The organism is Mucilaginibacter sp. (assembly GCF_041088075.1).
Taxonomy (GTDB): domain Bacteria; phylum Bacteroidota; class Bacteroidia; order Sphingobacteriales; family Sphingobacteriaceae; genus Mucilaginibacter_A.
On the sequence record NZ_JBGCVY010000058.1, the window covers coordinates 70,639 to 85,377 of the forward strand.

11 protein-coding genes are annotated in these 14,739 nt (G+C 40.6%); 8 read left to right on the forward strand and 3 right to left on the reverse strand.

Annotated elements, in window-relative coordinates:
- Positions 1-55: 55 nt before the first annotated feature.
- Positions 56-2,446, reverse strand: coding sequence for an ABC transporter permease (locus V5804_RS14135; protein WP_369592045.1), 2,391 nt, complete (start codon positions 2,444-2,446; stop codon positions 56-58).
- Between the two features lie 52 nt (positions 2,447-2,498).
- On the opposite strand from V5804_RS14135, the gene V5804_RS14140 reads away from it, so the two are divergent.
- Together V5804_RS14140 and V5804_RS14145 are read left to right on the forward strand one after the other, a co-directional pair.
- Positions 2,499-2,711 carry a hypothetical protein gene (locus V5804_RS14140; RefSeq protein WP_369592046.1) on the forward strand — a complete coding sequence of 71 codons (213 nt, stop codon included), beginning with the start codon at positions 2,499-2,501 and terminating at the stop codon, positions 2,709-2,711.
- Positions 2,701-3,105: a PIN domain-containing protein gene (locus V5804_RS14145; RefSeq protein ID WP_369592047.1), complete on the forward strand. Its 405-nt coding sequence runs from the start codon at positions 2,701-2,703 to the stop codon at positions 3,103-3,105. Before V5804_RS14140 ends, V5804_RS14145 begins: the two co-directional genes overlap by 11 nt.
- Before the next feature lie 126 nt (positions 3,106-3,231).
- On the opposite strand, the gene V5804_RS14150 is transcribed toward V5804_RS14145, so the two are convergent.
- On the reverse strand, positions 3,232-3,909 hold the full coding sequence (locus V5804_RS14150; protein WP_369592048.1) for an ABC transporter ATP-binding protein: 678 nt from the start codon (positions 3,907-3,909) through the stop codon (positions 3,232-3,234).
- A 245-nt stretch (positions 3,910-4,154) separates the two neighbouring features.
- Positions 4,155-5,411 (reverse strand): efflux RND transporter periplasmic adaptor subunit, encoded by a 1,257-nt coding sequence (locus tag V5804_RS14155; RefSeq protein WP_369592049.1) that lies wholly within the window; start codon positions 5,409-5,411, stop codon positions 4,155-4,157.
- A 398-nt stretch (positions 5,412-5,809) separates the two neighbouring features.
- On the opposite strand from V5804_RS14155, the gene V5804_RS14160 reads away from it, so the two are divergent.
- The 6 genes from V5804_RS14160 to V5804_RS14185 all read left to right on the forward strand — a co-directional run bounded on the left by V5804_RS14160 (position 5,810) and on the right by V5804_RS14185 (position 14,672).
- Positions 5,810-8,197, forward strand: a complete 2,388-nt coding sequence (locus V5804_RS14160) for an ABC transporter permease (protein WP_369592050.1) — start codon at positions 5,810-5,812, stop codon at positions 8,195-8,197.
- Between the two features lie 185 nt (positions 8,198-8,382).
- Entirely contained in the window at positions 8,383-10,767 is a 2,385-nt protein-coding gene (locus V5804_RS14165; protein WP_369592051.1) for an ABC transporter permease, read from the forward strand.
- 227 nt (positions 10,768-10,994) lie between these two features.
- Positions 10,995-12,350, forward strand: coding sequence for a sigma-54-dependent transcriptional regulator (locus tag V5804_RS14170; protein ID WP_369592052.1), 1,356 nt, complete (start codon positions 10,995-10,997; stop codon positions 12,348-12,350).
- Entirely contained in the window at positions 12,340-13,815 is a 1,476-nt protein-coding gene (locus V5804_RS14175; RefSeq protein WP_369592053.1) for a PAS domain-containing sensor histidine kinase, read from the forward strand. The genes V5804_RS14170 and V5804_RS14175 overlap by 11 nt, the downstream gene beginning before the upstream one ends.
- Before the next feature lie 58 nt (positions 13,816-13,873).
- Complete coding sequence (locus V5804_RS14180) at positions 13,874-14,494, forward strand: FMN-binding negative transcriptional regulator (RefSeq protein ID WP_369592054.1); 621 nt, start codon at positions 13,874-13,876, stop codon at positions 14,492-14,494.
- Positions 14,495-14,504: 10 nt separating this feature from the next.
- A complete protein-coding gene (locus V5804_RS14185; RefSeq protein WP_369592055.1) occupies positions 14,505-14,672 on the forward strand; it encodes a hypothetical protein in 168 nt (55 codons plus the stop codon).
- The last annotated feature ends 67 nt before the right edge of the window (positions 14,673-14,739 follow it).

The window sequence follows — 14,739 nt, forward strand, 5'->3', positions numbered from 1 at the left end:
GGACTTTGCAAGATGCCCTTACCTGATACCTCAAACCTCTTACCTCAAACCTTCCTCACTCAACCTTCAAACTCTTCACCGGATTGGCCAATGCTGCTTTTATGGACTGAAAACTGATGGTGATAAAAGCAATCAGCAATGAGCCCAAACCGGTGAAAAGCAAAATCCAGAAACTTAGGTTGATGCGGTACGGGAAGTTTTCCAGCCATTTGTTCATGGCAAACCAGGCAAGCGGCGAGGCAATCACTACGGCAATCAAAACCAGCTTTAAAAAATTGACGGTCAGTATCCCGGTAATATCGGTTAAGGTGGCGCCTAAAACTTTGCGGATGCCAATTTCTTTTACCCGTTGCTCAATTGCTAATGTTGCCAAACCAAATAAACCTAAACAAGAAATCAGAATGGACATCACGGAAGCAATGGTGATGATTTGTTTCCACCGGCTTTCCTGATCGTATTGTCCGGCAAGCATATCGGTTAAAAAATTATAAGTGCAGGGATAATCCGGCACCATCTTTTTAAATTCTGTGTTGATGGCTTTTAAGGCTGCTACCTTTTGGTTTTCGTCAATTTTTATCAATACCTGGCCGTATGTAGCGGCTGCTGTTTGTTTCAAAACCAAAGGTTCAATCTTGGAATTTAAAGAAGCATTATGAAAATCAGCGGTAACACCAATTACAGTATACACGTGTTTATTCTCTCCAATTAAGTGTCCGATCGGACTGTCTTTCCAACCGGCAGCTTTTGCAAAAGACTGGTTGACGAGACAATGCGTAGTATCTCCGGCAACGGTTGTAAACCCTCTTCCTTGTTTGATTGGGATGTTTAATTCTTTTAAAAATTGATCGTCAATTTCAAAGAACGGTGTGTTTAATTTTTTGCCGTCAACATCAAATTCCATTCCTGTCCAGGCGGTAAAAGGCGATCCTTGTCCGGATACTTCTTTTATGGATGGATATTTGGAAAGCTGGCTTTTAAAAACTTCAAAGTTTGGATGTTTTTCCTGCGGAAATTGTACATCTACAATGTTTTGTGGTTGGTACCCAAGATCAGCATTAATCAACAAGTTAAATTGTTTTTGCATTACAATTGTCCCGATAGCCAAAAATACGGCAACCACAAATTGTACAACAACCAAACTTTTGGCCAGGTAATTATTACTGCTGATTTTAAGTTTGCCATACAAAGTTTGCACCGGGTTAAAACCAGAAAGCACAACGGCAGGATAAAAGCCCGCCAGTAAAGTATTTGCTAAAATAAGGAGGATAAAAACAGCTAAAGTTTGGCCGTTAACGAGATAAGAAGTTTGCAGTTGTTTGCCGGACAACTGGTTAAATTCGGGTAAACAGATGACCACTAAAATTATGGCGATAAAAGAAGCAATCAGCGTAAGCAGCAACGACTCGCCAAGAAATTGCAAGATTAATTGTCCACGTGTGCTGCCATTTACTTTGCGGATGCCAATTTCTTTGCTTCTCCTTAAAGAACTGGATAAGCTTAAGTTGATAAAATTGATGCAGGCAATAAACAGGATAAACAAAGCAATACCACCTAAAATATAAGAAAAATCAACTTTGCTTGAAGGCGTTATACCATTGCCAGTGCCGTAATCTTTATCTAAGTGAATGTTATAATAAGGTTGTAACTTATAACTGGAAACTGCTTTTTCACCATAGGTTTTTTTCATTTCGGCTATTAGTTTGCCTGCATATTGGTTAAATACCTGTGCCATTTTTTGCTCTGCAACCTGTGGGTTTGCACCTTTTTTTAAATAGATAAAAGAGTTGAGGAAAGAATTGAACCAATCCAACGAAGTATATTTTGGAGGAAGCGTACGTTCAATATTCAGCAAAAAATCAAACCTTACGGTAGAATTATAAGGGGTTTCATTGGCCACGCCCGACACGATAAAAGGTACAAAACTACCATTCTGATTAATCTGTAAAGTTTTACCTATCGGGTTTTGATCGCCAAAGTATTTTTTTGCAATGGTTGTTGTAATAACCACATTGGTAATTTGATCCAATGCTATTTTAGGGTTGCCTTTTACCAAGGGAAAAGAGAACATTCTGAAAAAGCTTTTATCAGCATAAAGCATTTTTTCGGGAAGTACATCTTCACCTTTTTTTACCAATTCTTCGCCGCCGCCATTTATCCGGCAAAAATCCTGTATTTCGGGTATTTCCTGTTTAAACGTTTCGCCTTGTACGGCTCCTGTAAACCCGCTTTTAGATTCTGTACCGTCCGGCCTGTGCCCATCTTGTACAATCCGGTAAATTTGTGCGCCATTTGCTTGAAAGCGGTCAAAACTAAGGTCATCTTTAATATATAATGCAATCAGCATAACGCAAGCCAGGCCGATGCTTAAACCAAAAATGTTGATGGCGGTGTAAGTTTTGTTCCGCAGCATGGTTTTGATTGCCGTTTTAAAGTAGTTCTTAAGCATGGTTAATACTCGGTTTAATGATTAATTTTGTATTTTGTTAATAACCAATGATATGATCAGGGAAATTGTTATACCTACCAATACCAAGCAAACCATTGAGTTTCCGAAGGAATTTATTGGCAAGCAAGTAGAAATTATTGCCTTTACAATTGAAGAAAAAACCATAGGCCAGCCTGAAACGGAAAAAGCTTTTGACTTTTGGAAGTCGCACAGCATTGATATGGGCAATTTTAAATTTAACCGCGACGAAGCCAATGAACGCTGATTTTTTTATTGACTCGAACATTGCTTTGTATGCTTTTGATAATGCTACTTTTAAAAATAAAATTGCTTTGGGTTTGATTAGAACCAGGCCGATAATCAGTACCCAGGTTGTGATGGAAAGTGTTAACATTTGCTTAAAAAAATTTAAGTTTTCAAAAGAGGTTTCGTATCAGCACGGCATCAATTTAATGGCTACTTGTAATTTAAAATTGATTGATGAAACAACAATTAATTTAGCTTTTGAAATTTCCTTTCAGTATCAATATTCTCATTGGGACAGTTTAATTATCGCCTCGGCCCTGCAAAACAATTGTACAAAGTTGTATTCCGAAGATTTACAAAACGGGCAGGTAATTAGAAACAAGTTGACCATTATTAATCTCTTTCTCTCATAAAATAAGCTAAATGTTGATGCTTCTTTTATCAATGTTTTTTTTAGTGAAAAGTGCGGGGAGCGAGGTTCGAGGATTTGCAAGGCACTGATACCTCATACCTCTTACCTCAAACCTCCCACCCCACACCTATACCAACAAATTCTCCGTTACCGTTTGCCCGTCCAGCATCCGGATAATGCGATGGCTGTACCGTGCATCATGTTCCGAGTGCGTAACCATCACGATGGTAGTTCCTTGCTCGTTCAATTCGGTCAACAATTGCATCACTTCGTTACCGTTAGACGAATCCAGGTTACCCGTCGGCTCATCCGCCAGGATCAATTTTGGGTTGTTCACAACCGCACGGGCAACAGCAACACGCTGCTGCTGTCCGCCGGAAAGCTGTTGCGGAAAGTGGTTGCGGCGGTGCATAATCTGCATTTTGTCTAACACCACATCCACCCGTTTTTTGCGTTCGGCACTGTCCACACCCAAATAGATCAGCGGCAGTTCCACGTTTTCAAAAACGGTCAGTTCGTCAATCAGGTTAAAGCTTTGGAACACAAAGCCGATGTTGCGTTTGCGCAGGTCGGCACGTTTGCGTTCATTAAAACCGGCCACTTCAATGCCGTTGAACATAAAACTGCCCCCATCCGGGTCGTCCAGCAATCCAAGTATGTTGAGCAAAGTAGATTTGCCGCAGCCGGATGGGCCCATGACGGCCACAAATTCGCCGTCGTTTACATGGATGGTTAACTTGTTTAGTGCCGAAGTTTCGATGTCTTCGGTGCGGTAGATTTTTTCGAGGTCGGTTATTTTTATCATTGTGTGAGAGGTTTGAATTGTTAGTTGTGAATTCTAAAACACTTTATATTTGATGTATTTTCGATTGAAGGACACACCCCTGACCCCTCTCAAGAGGGGAAGTATAGCGGCTATCTTTCTATTGTTTAGCTAACTTCGTTTTTTGTTTAGGTAGAAGTCGGTTGCAGGTTTCCCCTCTCGAGAGGGGTTAGGGGTGTGTTTCATTGTCATGCGCTTGATTCTTGATACTAAATACTTGATACCAATCATTCCTTCTTCAACACCAACTCCTGCATCGTTCCATAATTCTCATAACTACTCGTAACCACTTTATCGCCAGGTTTTAAACCTTGCAAAATTTCGTAATAATCCGGGTTTTGGCGGCCAAGCTGTACATCAACTTTGTAAGCCGTTTTACCGTCATCGCTGACTTTAAAAATCCAGTTGCCGCCGGTTTGCTGGTAAAAACCGCCTTTAGCCAAGAGTAAAGCTTTAGTTTCATCGCCCAAAGCCAGGCGGATTTGCAGCGTTTGCCCTCTGCGGATGCCTTCCGGAACTTTGCCTACAAATTCCATATCAACCTGGAAACGGCCATTGGTAACCTGCGTAAAAACCTTTTTGATCTTCAGTTTATAGGTTTTGTCGGAGAAGTCAAAGTCGCCGGTCAGACCCGTGAAAATGCGCGAGATGTAATGCTCGTCCACATCCACGCGGACTTTAAACCCACTCAAAACATCAATCTGACCCAGCCGCTCGCCCTGGTGTTTGTTTTGTCCGATCTCCGCATCCAAAGAAGTCAACTGGCCGTCAACCGGCGCACGGACAATTAAATCGCCCACTTTTTGCCGCATCACGGCCAAAGCATTTTGGGTACGGCCGAACGATTGTTTTGATTGGTCCAACTCCTGTTTGGTCGAAACTGAATCCTGCTTCAAAATCTGCTGCGTCAGCTTTTTGCGCTTCACCTGATAATCGTAAGCAATTTGCGATTGCTTAAATTCCTGCAAACCAATGGCTTTCTGTTCGTACAAATGCTTGTTGAGCAAATATAAACGTTCGGCTTCTTTAAACGCATTGTCCACGTCTGCCATTTGGTTTAGTTTGCTGATGGTATTTTGCTGTGCCGCATTTCGCGAAATCTGCATCTGCGTAAGCAAATTGAAAACAGAGGTTTCCTGGTTCACCAAACTCAGTTCCAGATCGGTGTTGGCCAGTTTCATAATCGGGTCGCCTTTTTTCATCACCGTGCCGTCTTCCACAAATTTTTGTTCCACGCGGCCGCCTTCCATCGCATCCAAATAAATCGTCGTGATTGGCATCACTACGCCATTCACCGGAATAAACTCTTGGAACGGGCCGTTCTTCACTTCGCTGATCGTGATCCTTTCGGTGTCCACGTTCAGTTTAGATTTGCCCGAAGTAAAATAATAACTGCTGCCGATCAACAAAACCAGGGCTGTAATTCCGCCGATGGTTAAAAGGCGTTTGGTTGTCCATTTCTTTTTTGCAATAACTCTGTCCACGATGCTTCTTTTATCAGTATTTTTTTAGTGTACTATTTCTGCCATTGTTATAGGAAAAGCTGTGCCATTCAGACTAAATAATTGAAAAACAATATTTTAGGTGATAAAAGAAGTATCCGGTTGTGCGTTTGCATTACAGCCAGTGTTCGGTTTTGATACAGTGCGATCCAGATTGATTGTTTAGGAACAGAATTGTTTTGTTGAAAAAGCAAACCCTAAATCTGCTGTCCGTAAACGGACACTTGCTGTACGAAGGCGAACGGTTTTTGAGATAGATAATAGAAAGATTGTTGATTTACAATGGTTTATAGAATTGGTATCAGTTATGTTTATCCATCAGGGAACAATTAATTGATATTGCCTCAAACCTGATACCTCAACCCTGATACCTCAAACCCATGACCAAAAACTATTTTAAAATCGCGTGGCGGAATTTAAAGCGTAACCAGTCCTACACTTTAATCAATGTTTTAGGATTGTCGTTGGGCATGGCTTGCGGCATCCTGATTTTTGCGTTGGTGAAATACCATTTAAGTTTTGATAATTTTCACTCAAATAAAGACTGCATTTACCGGATAGTTACCGAATTGCATGAAGATAATATTGAGTACTCGCAAGGCGTTCCGTCGCCGCTGGGTAAAGCTTTTCGCAATGATTATGCTTTTGCAGAAAAAACAGCACGTGTAGTAACTTATAAAAACAGCCTGATTTCTATCCCGGAAAGCAAAGACAATAAAAAGTTTAAAGAAGAAAACGGCGTTGCTTTTGCCGAACCGGAATTTTTCGACATCTTCAATTTTCCCTTAAAAACAGGCGATAAAAGAAGCATGCTGACGGAACTGAATACAGCAGTCATCACCCAAAACATAGCCGATAAATACTTTGCCAAAGAAAACCCAATTGGTAAAATTATTCGCTTAAGCAACAAAATCAATTTTAAAATTACCGGGATCCTCAAAAATATTCCAGCAAATACAGACCGGAAACAGGAAATCTATCTTTCCTATCCAACATTAAAACAAAAGAACGCATGGCTGGCCAGCGATAGCAGTTGGGCCGGCATAAACAGCGACACTCAATGTTTTATTTTGTTGAAACCACATGTTTTGCCTGCCGATGTTGCAAAGGTATTTCCAACTTTTCGTAAAAAATATTTAGGCAAAGATGAAGTGAACGAGTTCTTTTTTAACCTGCAGCCGCTTGCCGATATTCATTTTAATACCAATTACGATGGTTACGTTAATAAAAAATATTTGTGGGCTTTGGCCTTGATCGGTTTGTTTTTAATTACAACGGCTTGCGTCAACTTTATCAATTTGGCAACCGCGCAAGCTTTAAAACGAGCAAAAGAAATTGGTGTGCGCAAAGTTTTGGGCAGTTTAAAAACGCAGCTTTTCTGGCAGTTTATTGCAGAAACGGCACTGATTACTGTTTTTGCCTTGTTTATTTCCTGGTGCCTGGCAGAAATGGCTATTCCGTACATCAACCAATTGTTTAAAACCGAACTTTCCATCAGCGTTTTCCACGACTTCAATTTAACTATGTTTTTGCTGTTGCTTTCGGTGGTAATTGTATTTCTCGCCGGTTCTTATCCGGGTTTAATCTTGGCCAACTTTCAGCCAGTTGTTGCCTTAAAAGGAAAACTGACGCAAAAAGATGCAGGCGGGTTTCCGTTAAGAAGAGTTTTGGTAATTGTACAGTTTGCCATTTCGCAATTGCTAATTATTGGAACAATTGTTATCTCGGCACAAATACGTTATGCGGCCAAAGCCGATTTGGGTTTTAGAAAAGATGGAATTGTTTTGTTGAACCTGCCAGATTCTTCTAAAACAAAAATGAACACGTTAAAGACAAGATTGATGGCTGTTGCCGGTGCCGAAAAGTTAAGTTTTTGTCATGAGGCACCAGCTTCAGAAAACAATAATACAACTGATATTATTTATGAAAACAGGCCGGTAAAAGAAGCATTTCAAATCAATACAAAAGATGCAGATGACCAGTACGTGCTAACTTTTGGTCTAAAATTAGTTGCCGGTAGAAACATTTTTCCTTCGGATACTATTCGGGAATATTTAGTTAACGAAGCTACTGTAAAAAAACTCCGGCTAGGATTTGCACAGGAAATCATTGGTAAAACAATTACTGTAGATGGCAAAAAAGCAGCCGTAGTTGGTGTTGTAAAAGATTTTAATACAGAATCTTTCCGCAGCAATATCAGTCCGATTGTAATTGCGCCAAAGTATTTGCAATACAATTACGCTGCTGTCCGCATCAACCTCAACAACATCAAACCAACTTTAACTGCTATGGAAAAGGTTTGGAAAGAAACTTATCCCGATTATGTTTATTCGGCCACTTTTTTGGATGAAAAGATTGCCAAATTTTACGAACTGGACAACACGATACTGCGCTTGGTGCAAGTTTTTGCCGGCATTGCCATTCTGATTGGTTGTCTGGGTTTGTATGGTTTGGTTTCTTTTATGGCCGCACAAAAAACCAAAGAAATTGGCGTGCGCAAAGTGCTTGGTGCCAGTTTACAAAACATTTTATGGCTGTTTGGCAAAGAGTTTTCTCGGCTGCTACTGATCGCATTTGTAATTGCCGCACCGGTTTCCTGGCTGGTAATGCACCACTGGCTGCAGGAATTTGTTTACCGTATCAATATCGGTCCCTGGATTTTTCTGGTTGCCATTCTTTCAACCTTTGTCATAGCTGCGATAACCGTTGGATTTAGGTCGGTAAAAGCAGCATTGGCCAATCCGGTAAAGAGTTTGAGGAGTGAATGAGGTGAGAGGTTTGAGGTAAGAGGTATCAGGTATCGGCATCTTGCAAAGCCTCATACCTTTTGCCTCGAACCCTTTAAATAGTAAACTATAAAGATAATACGCCATAGTTCCTCCCCTTTGGTGAGGTTAGGTGGGGCTAAAAAAACACCGATAAAAGAAGCATCAGCTATAAAAACTAAAATATCATGATCAAAAACTATTTTAAAATTGCCTGGCGGAACTTAAAGCGCAACCAATCCTACACTTTAATCAATGTTTTAGGATTGTCATTAGGTATGGCTTGCGGCATCCTGATTTTTGCGCTGGTGAAATACCATTTAAGTTTTGATGATTTTCATCCAAATAAAGACCGCATTTATCGAATCGTTACTGAATTTCATGAAGACAATGTTAATTACTCGCAAGGCGTTCCAGCACCTTTGGGCAAAGCTTTTCGCAATGATTATGCTTTTGCCGAAAAAACTGCTCGTGTAATAACTTATGGAAACAGCCTGGTTTCTATTCCATCCAGCAAAGACAACAAAAAATTTGAGGAGGAAAACGGTGTTGCTTTTGCCGAACCGGAGTTTTTCGATATTTTCAATTTTCCCTTAAAAACAGGCGATAAAAGAAGTATGCTGACAGAATTGAATACAGCAATCATCACACAAAACCTGGCCAACAAATACTTTGCAAAACAAAACCCAATTGGCCAAATCATCCGGCTAAACAACAAAATCGATTTTAAGATAACTGGTATTTTAAAAAATATCCCAATTAATACAGACCGGAAACAGGAAATCTATCTTTCTTATTCCAGTTTAAAACAACGTAGTAAATCGATGGCCAGCGACAGTAGTTGGGGCAGTGTAGCAAGCGGAATGCAGTGTTTTGTACGGTTGAAACCGCATGTTTTGCCTGCCGATGTTGCAAAAGTTTTTCCTGCTTTCCGAAAAAAATATCTTGGAAAAGATGCCTTGACTGACTTTTTTAATTTACAACCACTCTCCGATATTCATTTTAATACCGATTACGATGGTTATGTGAACAAAAAATATTTATGGGCTTTGATTTTGATCGGGTTGTTTTTAATCACTACCGCTTGTGTCAACTTTATCAATTTAGCAACGGCGCAAGCGTTAAAACGGGCTAAAGAAATAGGTGTTCGTAAAGTTTTGGGCAGCTTAAAAACACAACTCTTTTGGCAGTTTATTGCAGAAACCGCGCTGATTACTGTTTTTGCCCTGTTCATTTCCTGGTGCCTGGCAGAAATGGCTATCCCGTACATCAACCAATTATTTAAAACCGAGCTTTCCATCAGCATTTTTCACGACTTCAATTTAACCGTGTTTTTGGTGTTGCTTTCGGTGGTCATTGTGTTTCTGGCTGGCTCTTACCCGGGACTGATTTTGGCCAATTTTCAACCAGTAGTTGCTTTAAAAGGAAAACTGACGCAAAAAGATGCAGGCGGGTTTCCGTTAAGAAGGGTTTTGGTAATTGTACAGTTTGCCATTTCGCAAATACTAATTATCGGGACGATTGTAATTTCGGCACAAATCCATTATGCGGCCAAAGCTGATTTGGGTTTTAGAAAAGACGGAATCGTTTTGTTGAACCTGCCGGGTTCTTCTAAAACAAAATTGAACACGTTAAAAACCAGGCTACTTGCTATTGCCGGTGCCGAAAAGCTAAGTTTTTGTTTTGAACCACCTGCATCTGATAATAACAACGAAACAGATATTACCTACGAAAACAGGCCGGTAAAAGAAGTATTTCAAATCAATACAAAAGATGCCGATGACCAATACGTGCCAACATTTAATTTAAAATTAGTTGCCGGTAGAAACATTTTTCCTTCGGATACGACCCAGGAATTTTTGGTGAACGAAACGGCTGTCAAGAAACTCCGGCTAAAATCACCGCAGGAAATTATTGGTAAAACAATTACCGTAAGTGGCAAAAAAGCAGCCGTAGTTGGTGTTTTAAAGGATTTTTACACAGAATCATTCCGCAGCAATATCAGTCCGATTGTAATTGCGCCAAAGTATTTGCAGTATAATTACGCTGCTGTCCGCATCAACCTCAACAACATCAAACCAACTTTAACTGCTATGGAAAAAGTTTTGAAAGAAAATTATCCCGATTATGTTTATTCGGCCACTTTTTTGGATGAAAAGATTGCCAAATTTTACGAACTGGACAACACGATATTGCGCTTGGTGCAAGGTTTTGCCGGCATTGCCATCCTGATTGGTTGCTTGGGTTTGTATGGTTTGGTTTCTTTTATGGCTGCACAAAAAACTAAAGAAATTGGCGTGCGCAAAGTGCTTGGTGCCAGTTTGCAAAACATTTTATGGCTGTTTGGCAAAGAGTTTTCTCGGCTGCTGCTGATCGCATTTGTAATTGCCGCACCAATTTCCTGGCTGGTAATGCACCACTGGCTACAGGAATTTGTGTACCGCATCAATATCGGCCCGTGGATTTTCCTGGTTGCCATTCTTTCAACTTTTGTTATTGCGGCGATCACGGTTGGATTTAGGTCGGTAAAAGCAGCATTGGCCAATCCCGTAAAGAGTTTGCGGAGTGAATGAGGTGAGAGGTTTGAGGTATCAGGTAAGAGGTGTGAGCGCCTTGCAAAGCCTCATACCTCACACCTGATACCTAAAAAGAGAGGGCTTTTGTATAGCGAACCATAAAGGTCTGCGCCATAGTTCCTCCCTTTTGGGGAGGTTAGGTGGGGCTAAAAAAACACCGATAAAAGAAGCATTCCGCTGAAATCCGACCGCCGTTTGTTATAATTGCTTCACCAAAAAATCCTATGAGCCTAAAACATGCCTGCATCCTGATTATTGATGACGATACAGACGTATTGACCGCCGTTCGCCTCTTGTTAAAACCAGTGGTAAAAGAAGTAGTTACCGAAAAAAACCCGGAAAACATCCGCTCTATTTTGGCCAAAAACACATTTGATCTAATCCTGCTCGACATGAATTTTAACAGCTCGATCAATACGGGAAATGAAGGTTTGTTCTGGCTGAAAAAGATCCGGGAGTTTAAGTCGGATGCAGCCGTCATTATGATCACCGCTTACGGCGATATTGACCTGGCTGTCCGTTCGTTAAAAGAAGGTGCGGCAGATTTTATGGTAAAGCCCTGGCACAATGAAGTGCTGCTGAACGTGATTACGGAAGCGTTGGACAAGCATTCCAAAGTAAAAACAACTGCTTTTAACGTTGAACGCAATTCCATTATCGGGAAAGAGCTGTTGGGCGAATCCGAGATTATGCACGAGATTTTCTACAAGATCGAAAAGATCGCACCAACGGATGCAAATATTTTGATTTTGGGCGAGAACGGAACCGGGAAGGATTTGATCGCGAAAGCCATTCATCAGCAATCGCTTCGTTCGGCCAAACCTTATGTTAAAGTTGATGTGGGTGCCTTGTCCGAAAATTTGTTTGAAAGCGAATTGTTCGGTCATAAAAAAGGCGCGTTTACCGATGCGCGCGAAGATAGGGTCGGCCGTTTTGAAGCGGCAAATACCGGTACTTTGTTTTTGGATGAAATCGGGAACATTGCTTTGCACCAACAATCCAAACTACTGACCGTTTTGCAAAACCGGCAGGTAACCAAGTTGGGCAGCAACCAACCGGTTGATGTGAATATCCGTTTGATTTGTGCCACTAACGTTCCGCTTTTTGAACTGGCCAACGAAAGCCGTTTCCGCCGGGATTTGATGTACCGCATTAACACGGTAGAAATAACGGTTCCGCCGCTGCGCAAACGCGGGAAAGACATTGAAGTTTTGGCCAATCATTTCAGCAAATTGTACAGTAATAAATATCTGAAGCCGGTTTTAGAACTTGAGCCGAAAGCCTTGCTCAAACTGCAGCAATATTATTTCCCCGGCAACGTGCGCGAACTGCAATACATTATGGAACGCGCCGTCATCATGTCCGACGGGCCGGTTTTACGCGCCGATGAACTGATATTTTCGCCGATAGAATCCGTGCACGAAATGCAGCAGCCCGACGAACTTCGCCTCAGTTCCATCGAAAAAAATACCATTTTACGCGTGATCGAACTCCACAATGGTAACATCACCAAAGCCGCCAAAGAACTGGGTTTAACCCGAACGGCACTGTATAGGAGGTTGAGCAAGTATGAGATTTAGGGGAGGAGCGGGGAACGAAGTGCGGGGGAGCGGAATGCAAGGTATAAATGAATGCCACAATTTTGATCGTAATTTAGTTGATTTAGACATATCTTCAATCCCCGCTCCCCGCTCTTCCATGAAATCCTACCACTGGCCCATCCTACTTCGCATACTGTTTTTACCGGTAACATTTTGCCTGGCGGGGTATCTTTTTTTGCATCATTTATCCGGTTTGTTTTATGGAATGCTGGTTTTGATATTGATCCAATTGGCCGAACTGTACAACTTCCACCAAAAAATTTATCTTGAGTTAGACCAGTTTGCCGAAGCCATCCGTTACCGCGATTTTTCCCGGCATTATAATACCAAAGGTTCTACCGTTGGCTTAGAAAATTTGCGGGTCGGTTTCAATGCCATCAACACTACTTTTAAAACTATTTCGCGCGAAAAGGAAACGCAATATCAATATTTACAGAAAATTTTGGAACTGGTTGGAACGGGGATTTTATCGTACGATGCAGAAACCGGCGACGTACTTTGGATGAACGAAACGCTGAAATCCATGCTTCTTTTACCGTACTTAAAAAACATCCGTTCGTTGCAAAAGCGCGACGGGCATTTGTACCGGGAAATCATCAGCCTTAAAAACAGCAACAGCACAATTGTTACTTTGCAAGGGCCGCAATCTTCCATCAAGATTTTGTTGTCGGCCACCGGGTTTCAAACCGAAGGGAAAAAGTATAGATTGCTGGCTTTGCAAAACGTAAACGAAGCGTTGGACGAAACCGAATCGCGCGCCTGGCAAAAGTTGTTGAGCGTGATGACGCATGAGATCATGAATTCCATCGCGCCGATTTCATCTTTGGCGCATACCTTGAAAAACCGTTTGCAGGAAGCCAATGCTTCTTTTACCGACCAAAAATCAGAATCGGTTTTGCTGGAAGATTTGGAACTGGGCATTGATACCATCCAACGCCGAAGCGAGGGCTTGCTGAAGTTTGCCGAGACTTACCGCAACCTGAACAAGATCACCACTTTAAACGTCAAAAAAGTTTACGTTAGAGACCTTTTCGAAAGTTTAAATACGTTGATGGAGCCAACTTTGGAACAGAAAAACATTGAATTGGACATTGTTTTAAAAGATCCCGGACTAACCGTAGAAGTTGACCCGATGCTGATGGAACAAGTGCTGATCAACCTTTTGGTGAACGCGATTGAAGCCGTAAAAGAACGCGAAAAGCCTTTGATCGTGCTTTCCGGATCTGTTTTGAACGATAAAAAAACCATCATCAAAATAACCGACAACGGCACCGGCATGGCCGAAGATTTACTGGAGCAGATTTTCGTTCCGTTTTTCAGCACCAAAAAAAATGGCAGCGGCATCGGTTTGAGTTTGTGCAAGCAAATTATGTTGTTGCACAAGGCGCAGATTCAAGCACAATCGGTAGAAGGGGAAGGGACGGCGTTTTTGTTGCAGTTTTGAGAAGTAATTAGATATTAGTTGTAGTTTTATACAATTTCAAAAGTAAAATTCCCTCGTAATGTATATTCCTAAAATAAATTTAACGACAGACAGAGACGAAATTGTTGCTTTTATGAAACAATTTAGTTTTGCAACAATCATTACCGCAAAAGACAATTTTCCAGTTGCAACACATTTGCCTTTTCTTGTTTCTATCAAAGACGACAATGTTATTTTGACTTCACATTTTGCAAAAGCAAATGAGCATTGGACTGATATTGAAAATGATAAAGTTTTAGTGATTTTTAGCGAACCTCATGCTTATATTTCACCAACAAATTACGATAAAGAATTAAATGTACCAACTTGGAATTATATTTCTATTCATGCTTATGGACAAGGGAAGTTAATTTTGGAAATAGAAAAGGCTTTTGAAGTACTCGAAGCAACCATTGACAATTATGAAAGTTCGTACAAACAACAATGGGGAAATTTGCCAGAAGATTATAAGTTAAAGTTGGTAAAAGGAATTGTTGCATTTGAAATTGTTGTGACAGAATTACAAGCAAAGAAAAAACTTAGTCAAAATAAAACTGAAGTTGAGCAGCAAAAAATTATTGACTCCCTTTTAACAAGTAAATATAGTAATGAGAATCTTGTGGCTAATTATATGCAAGAAAACCTTAAAACTAACAGATAAAAATATAATAATGGAAAATGTTGATTTAAAAGATCAGGAATTACTAAAGAAAATTGAAAAAGGTTTGGATTTAACTTTTAAAAAGTTGTTAAAAGCTAAACGCCAAACTGATGGTGTTTTTGTTTTTTCTGAAAATGGAAAAATAATAAAAGTTAAAGCCAGGGACATGAAAGATTAAAATATATGGTTTAAAACAATGCTTCTTTTACCCTATAAAATTTGTTCTTGTGTTTTATATATCTGCA

Bases quoted from the DNA above. Each gene is read 5' to 3' on its own strand.
- V5804_RS14135 (WP_369592045.1), bottom strand. From the start codon at position 2,446: ATGCTTAAGAACTACTTTAAAACGGCAATCAAAACCATGCTGCGGAAC.
- V5804_RS14140 (WP_369592046.1), top strand. From the start codon at position 2,499: ATGATCAGGGAAATTGTTATACCTACCAATACCAAGCAAACCATTGAG.
- V5804_RS14145 (WP_369592047.1), top strand. From the start codon at position 2,701: ATGAACGCTGATTTTTTTATTGACTCGAACATTGCTTTGTATGCTTTT.
- V5804_RS14150 (WP_369592048.1), bottom strand. From the start codon at position 3,909: ATGATAAAAATAACCGACCTCGAAAAAATCTACCGCACCGAAGACATC.
- V5804_RS14160 (WP_369592050.1), top strand. From the start codon at position 5,810: ATGACCAAAAACTATTTTAAAATCGCGTGGCGGAATTTAAAGCGTAAC.
- V5804_RS14165 (WP_369592051.1), top strand. From the start codon at position 8,383: ATGATCAAAAACTATTTTAAAATTGCCTGGCGGAACTTAAAGCGCAAC.
- V5804_RS14170 (WP_369592052.1), top strand. From the start codon at position 10,995: ATGAGCCTAAAACATGCCTGCATCCTGATTATTGATGACGATACAGAC.
- V5804_RS14175 (WP_369592053.1), top strand. From the start codon at position 12,340: ATGAGATTTAGGGGAGGAGCGGGGAACGAAGTGCGGGGGAGCGGAATG.
- V5804_RS14180 (WP_369592054.1), top strand. From the start codon at position 13,874: ATGTATATTCCTAAAATAAATTTAACGACAGACAGAGACGAAATTGTT.
- V5804_RS14185 (WP_369592055.1), top strand. From the start codon at position 14,505: ATGGAAAATGTTGATTTAAAAGATCAGGAATTACTAAAGAAAATTGAA.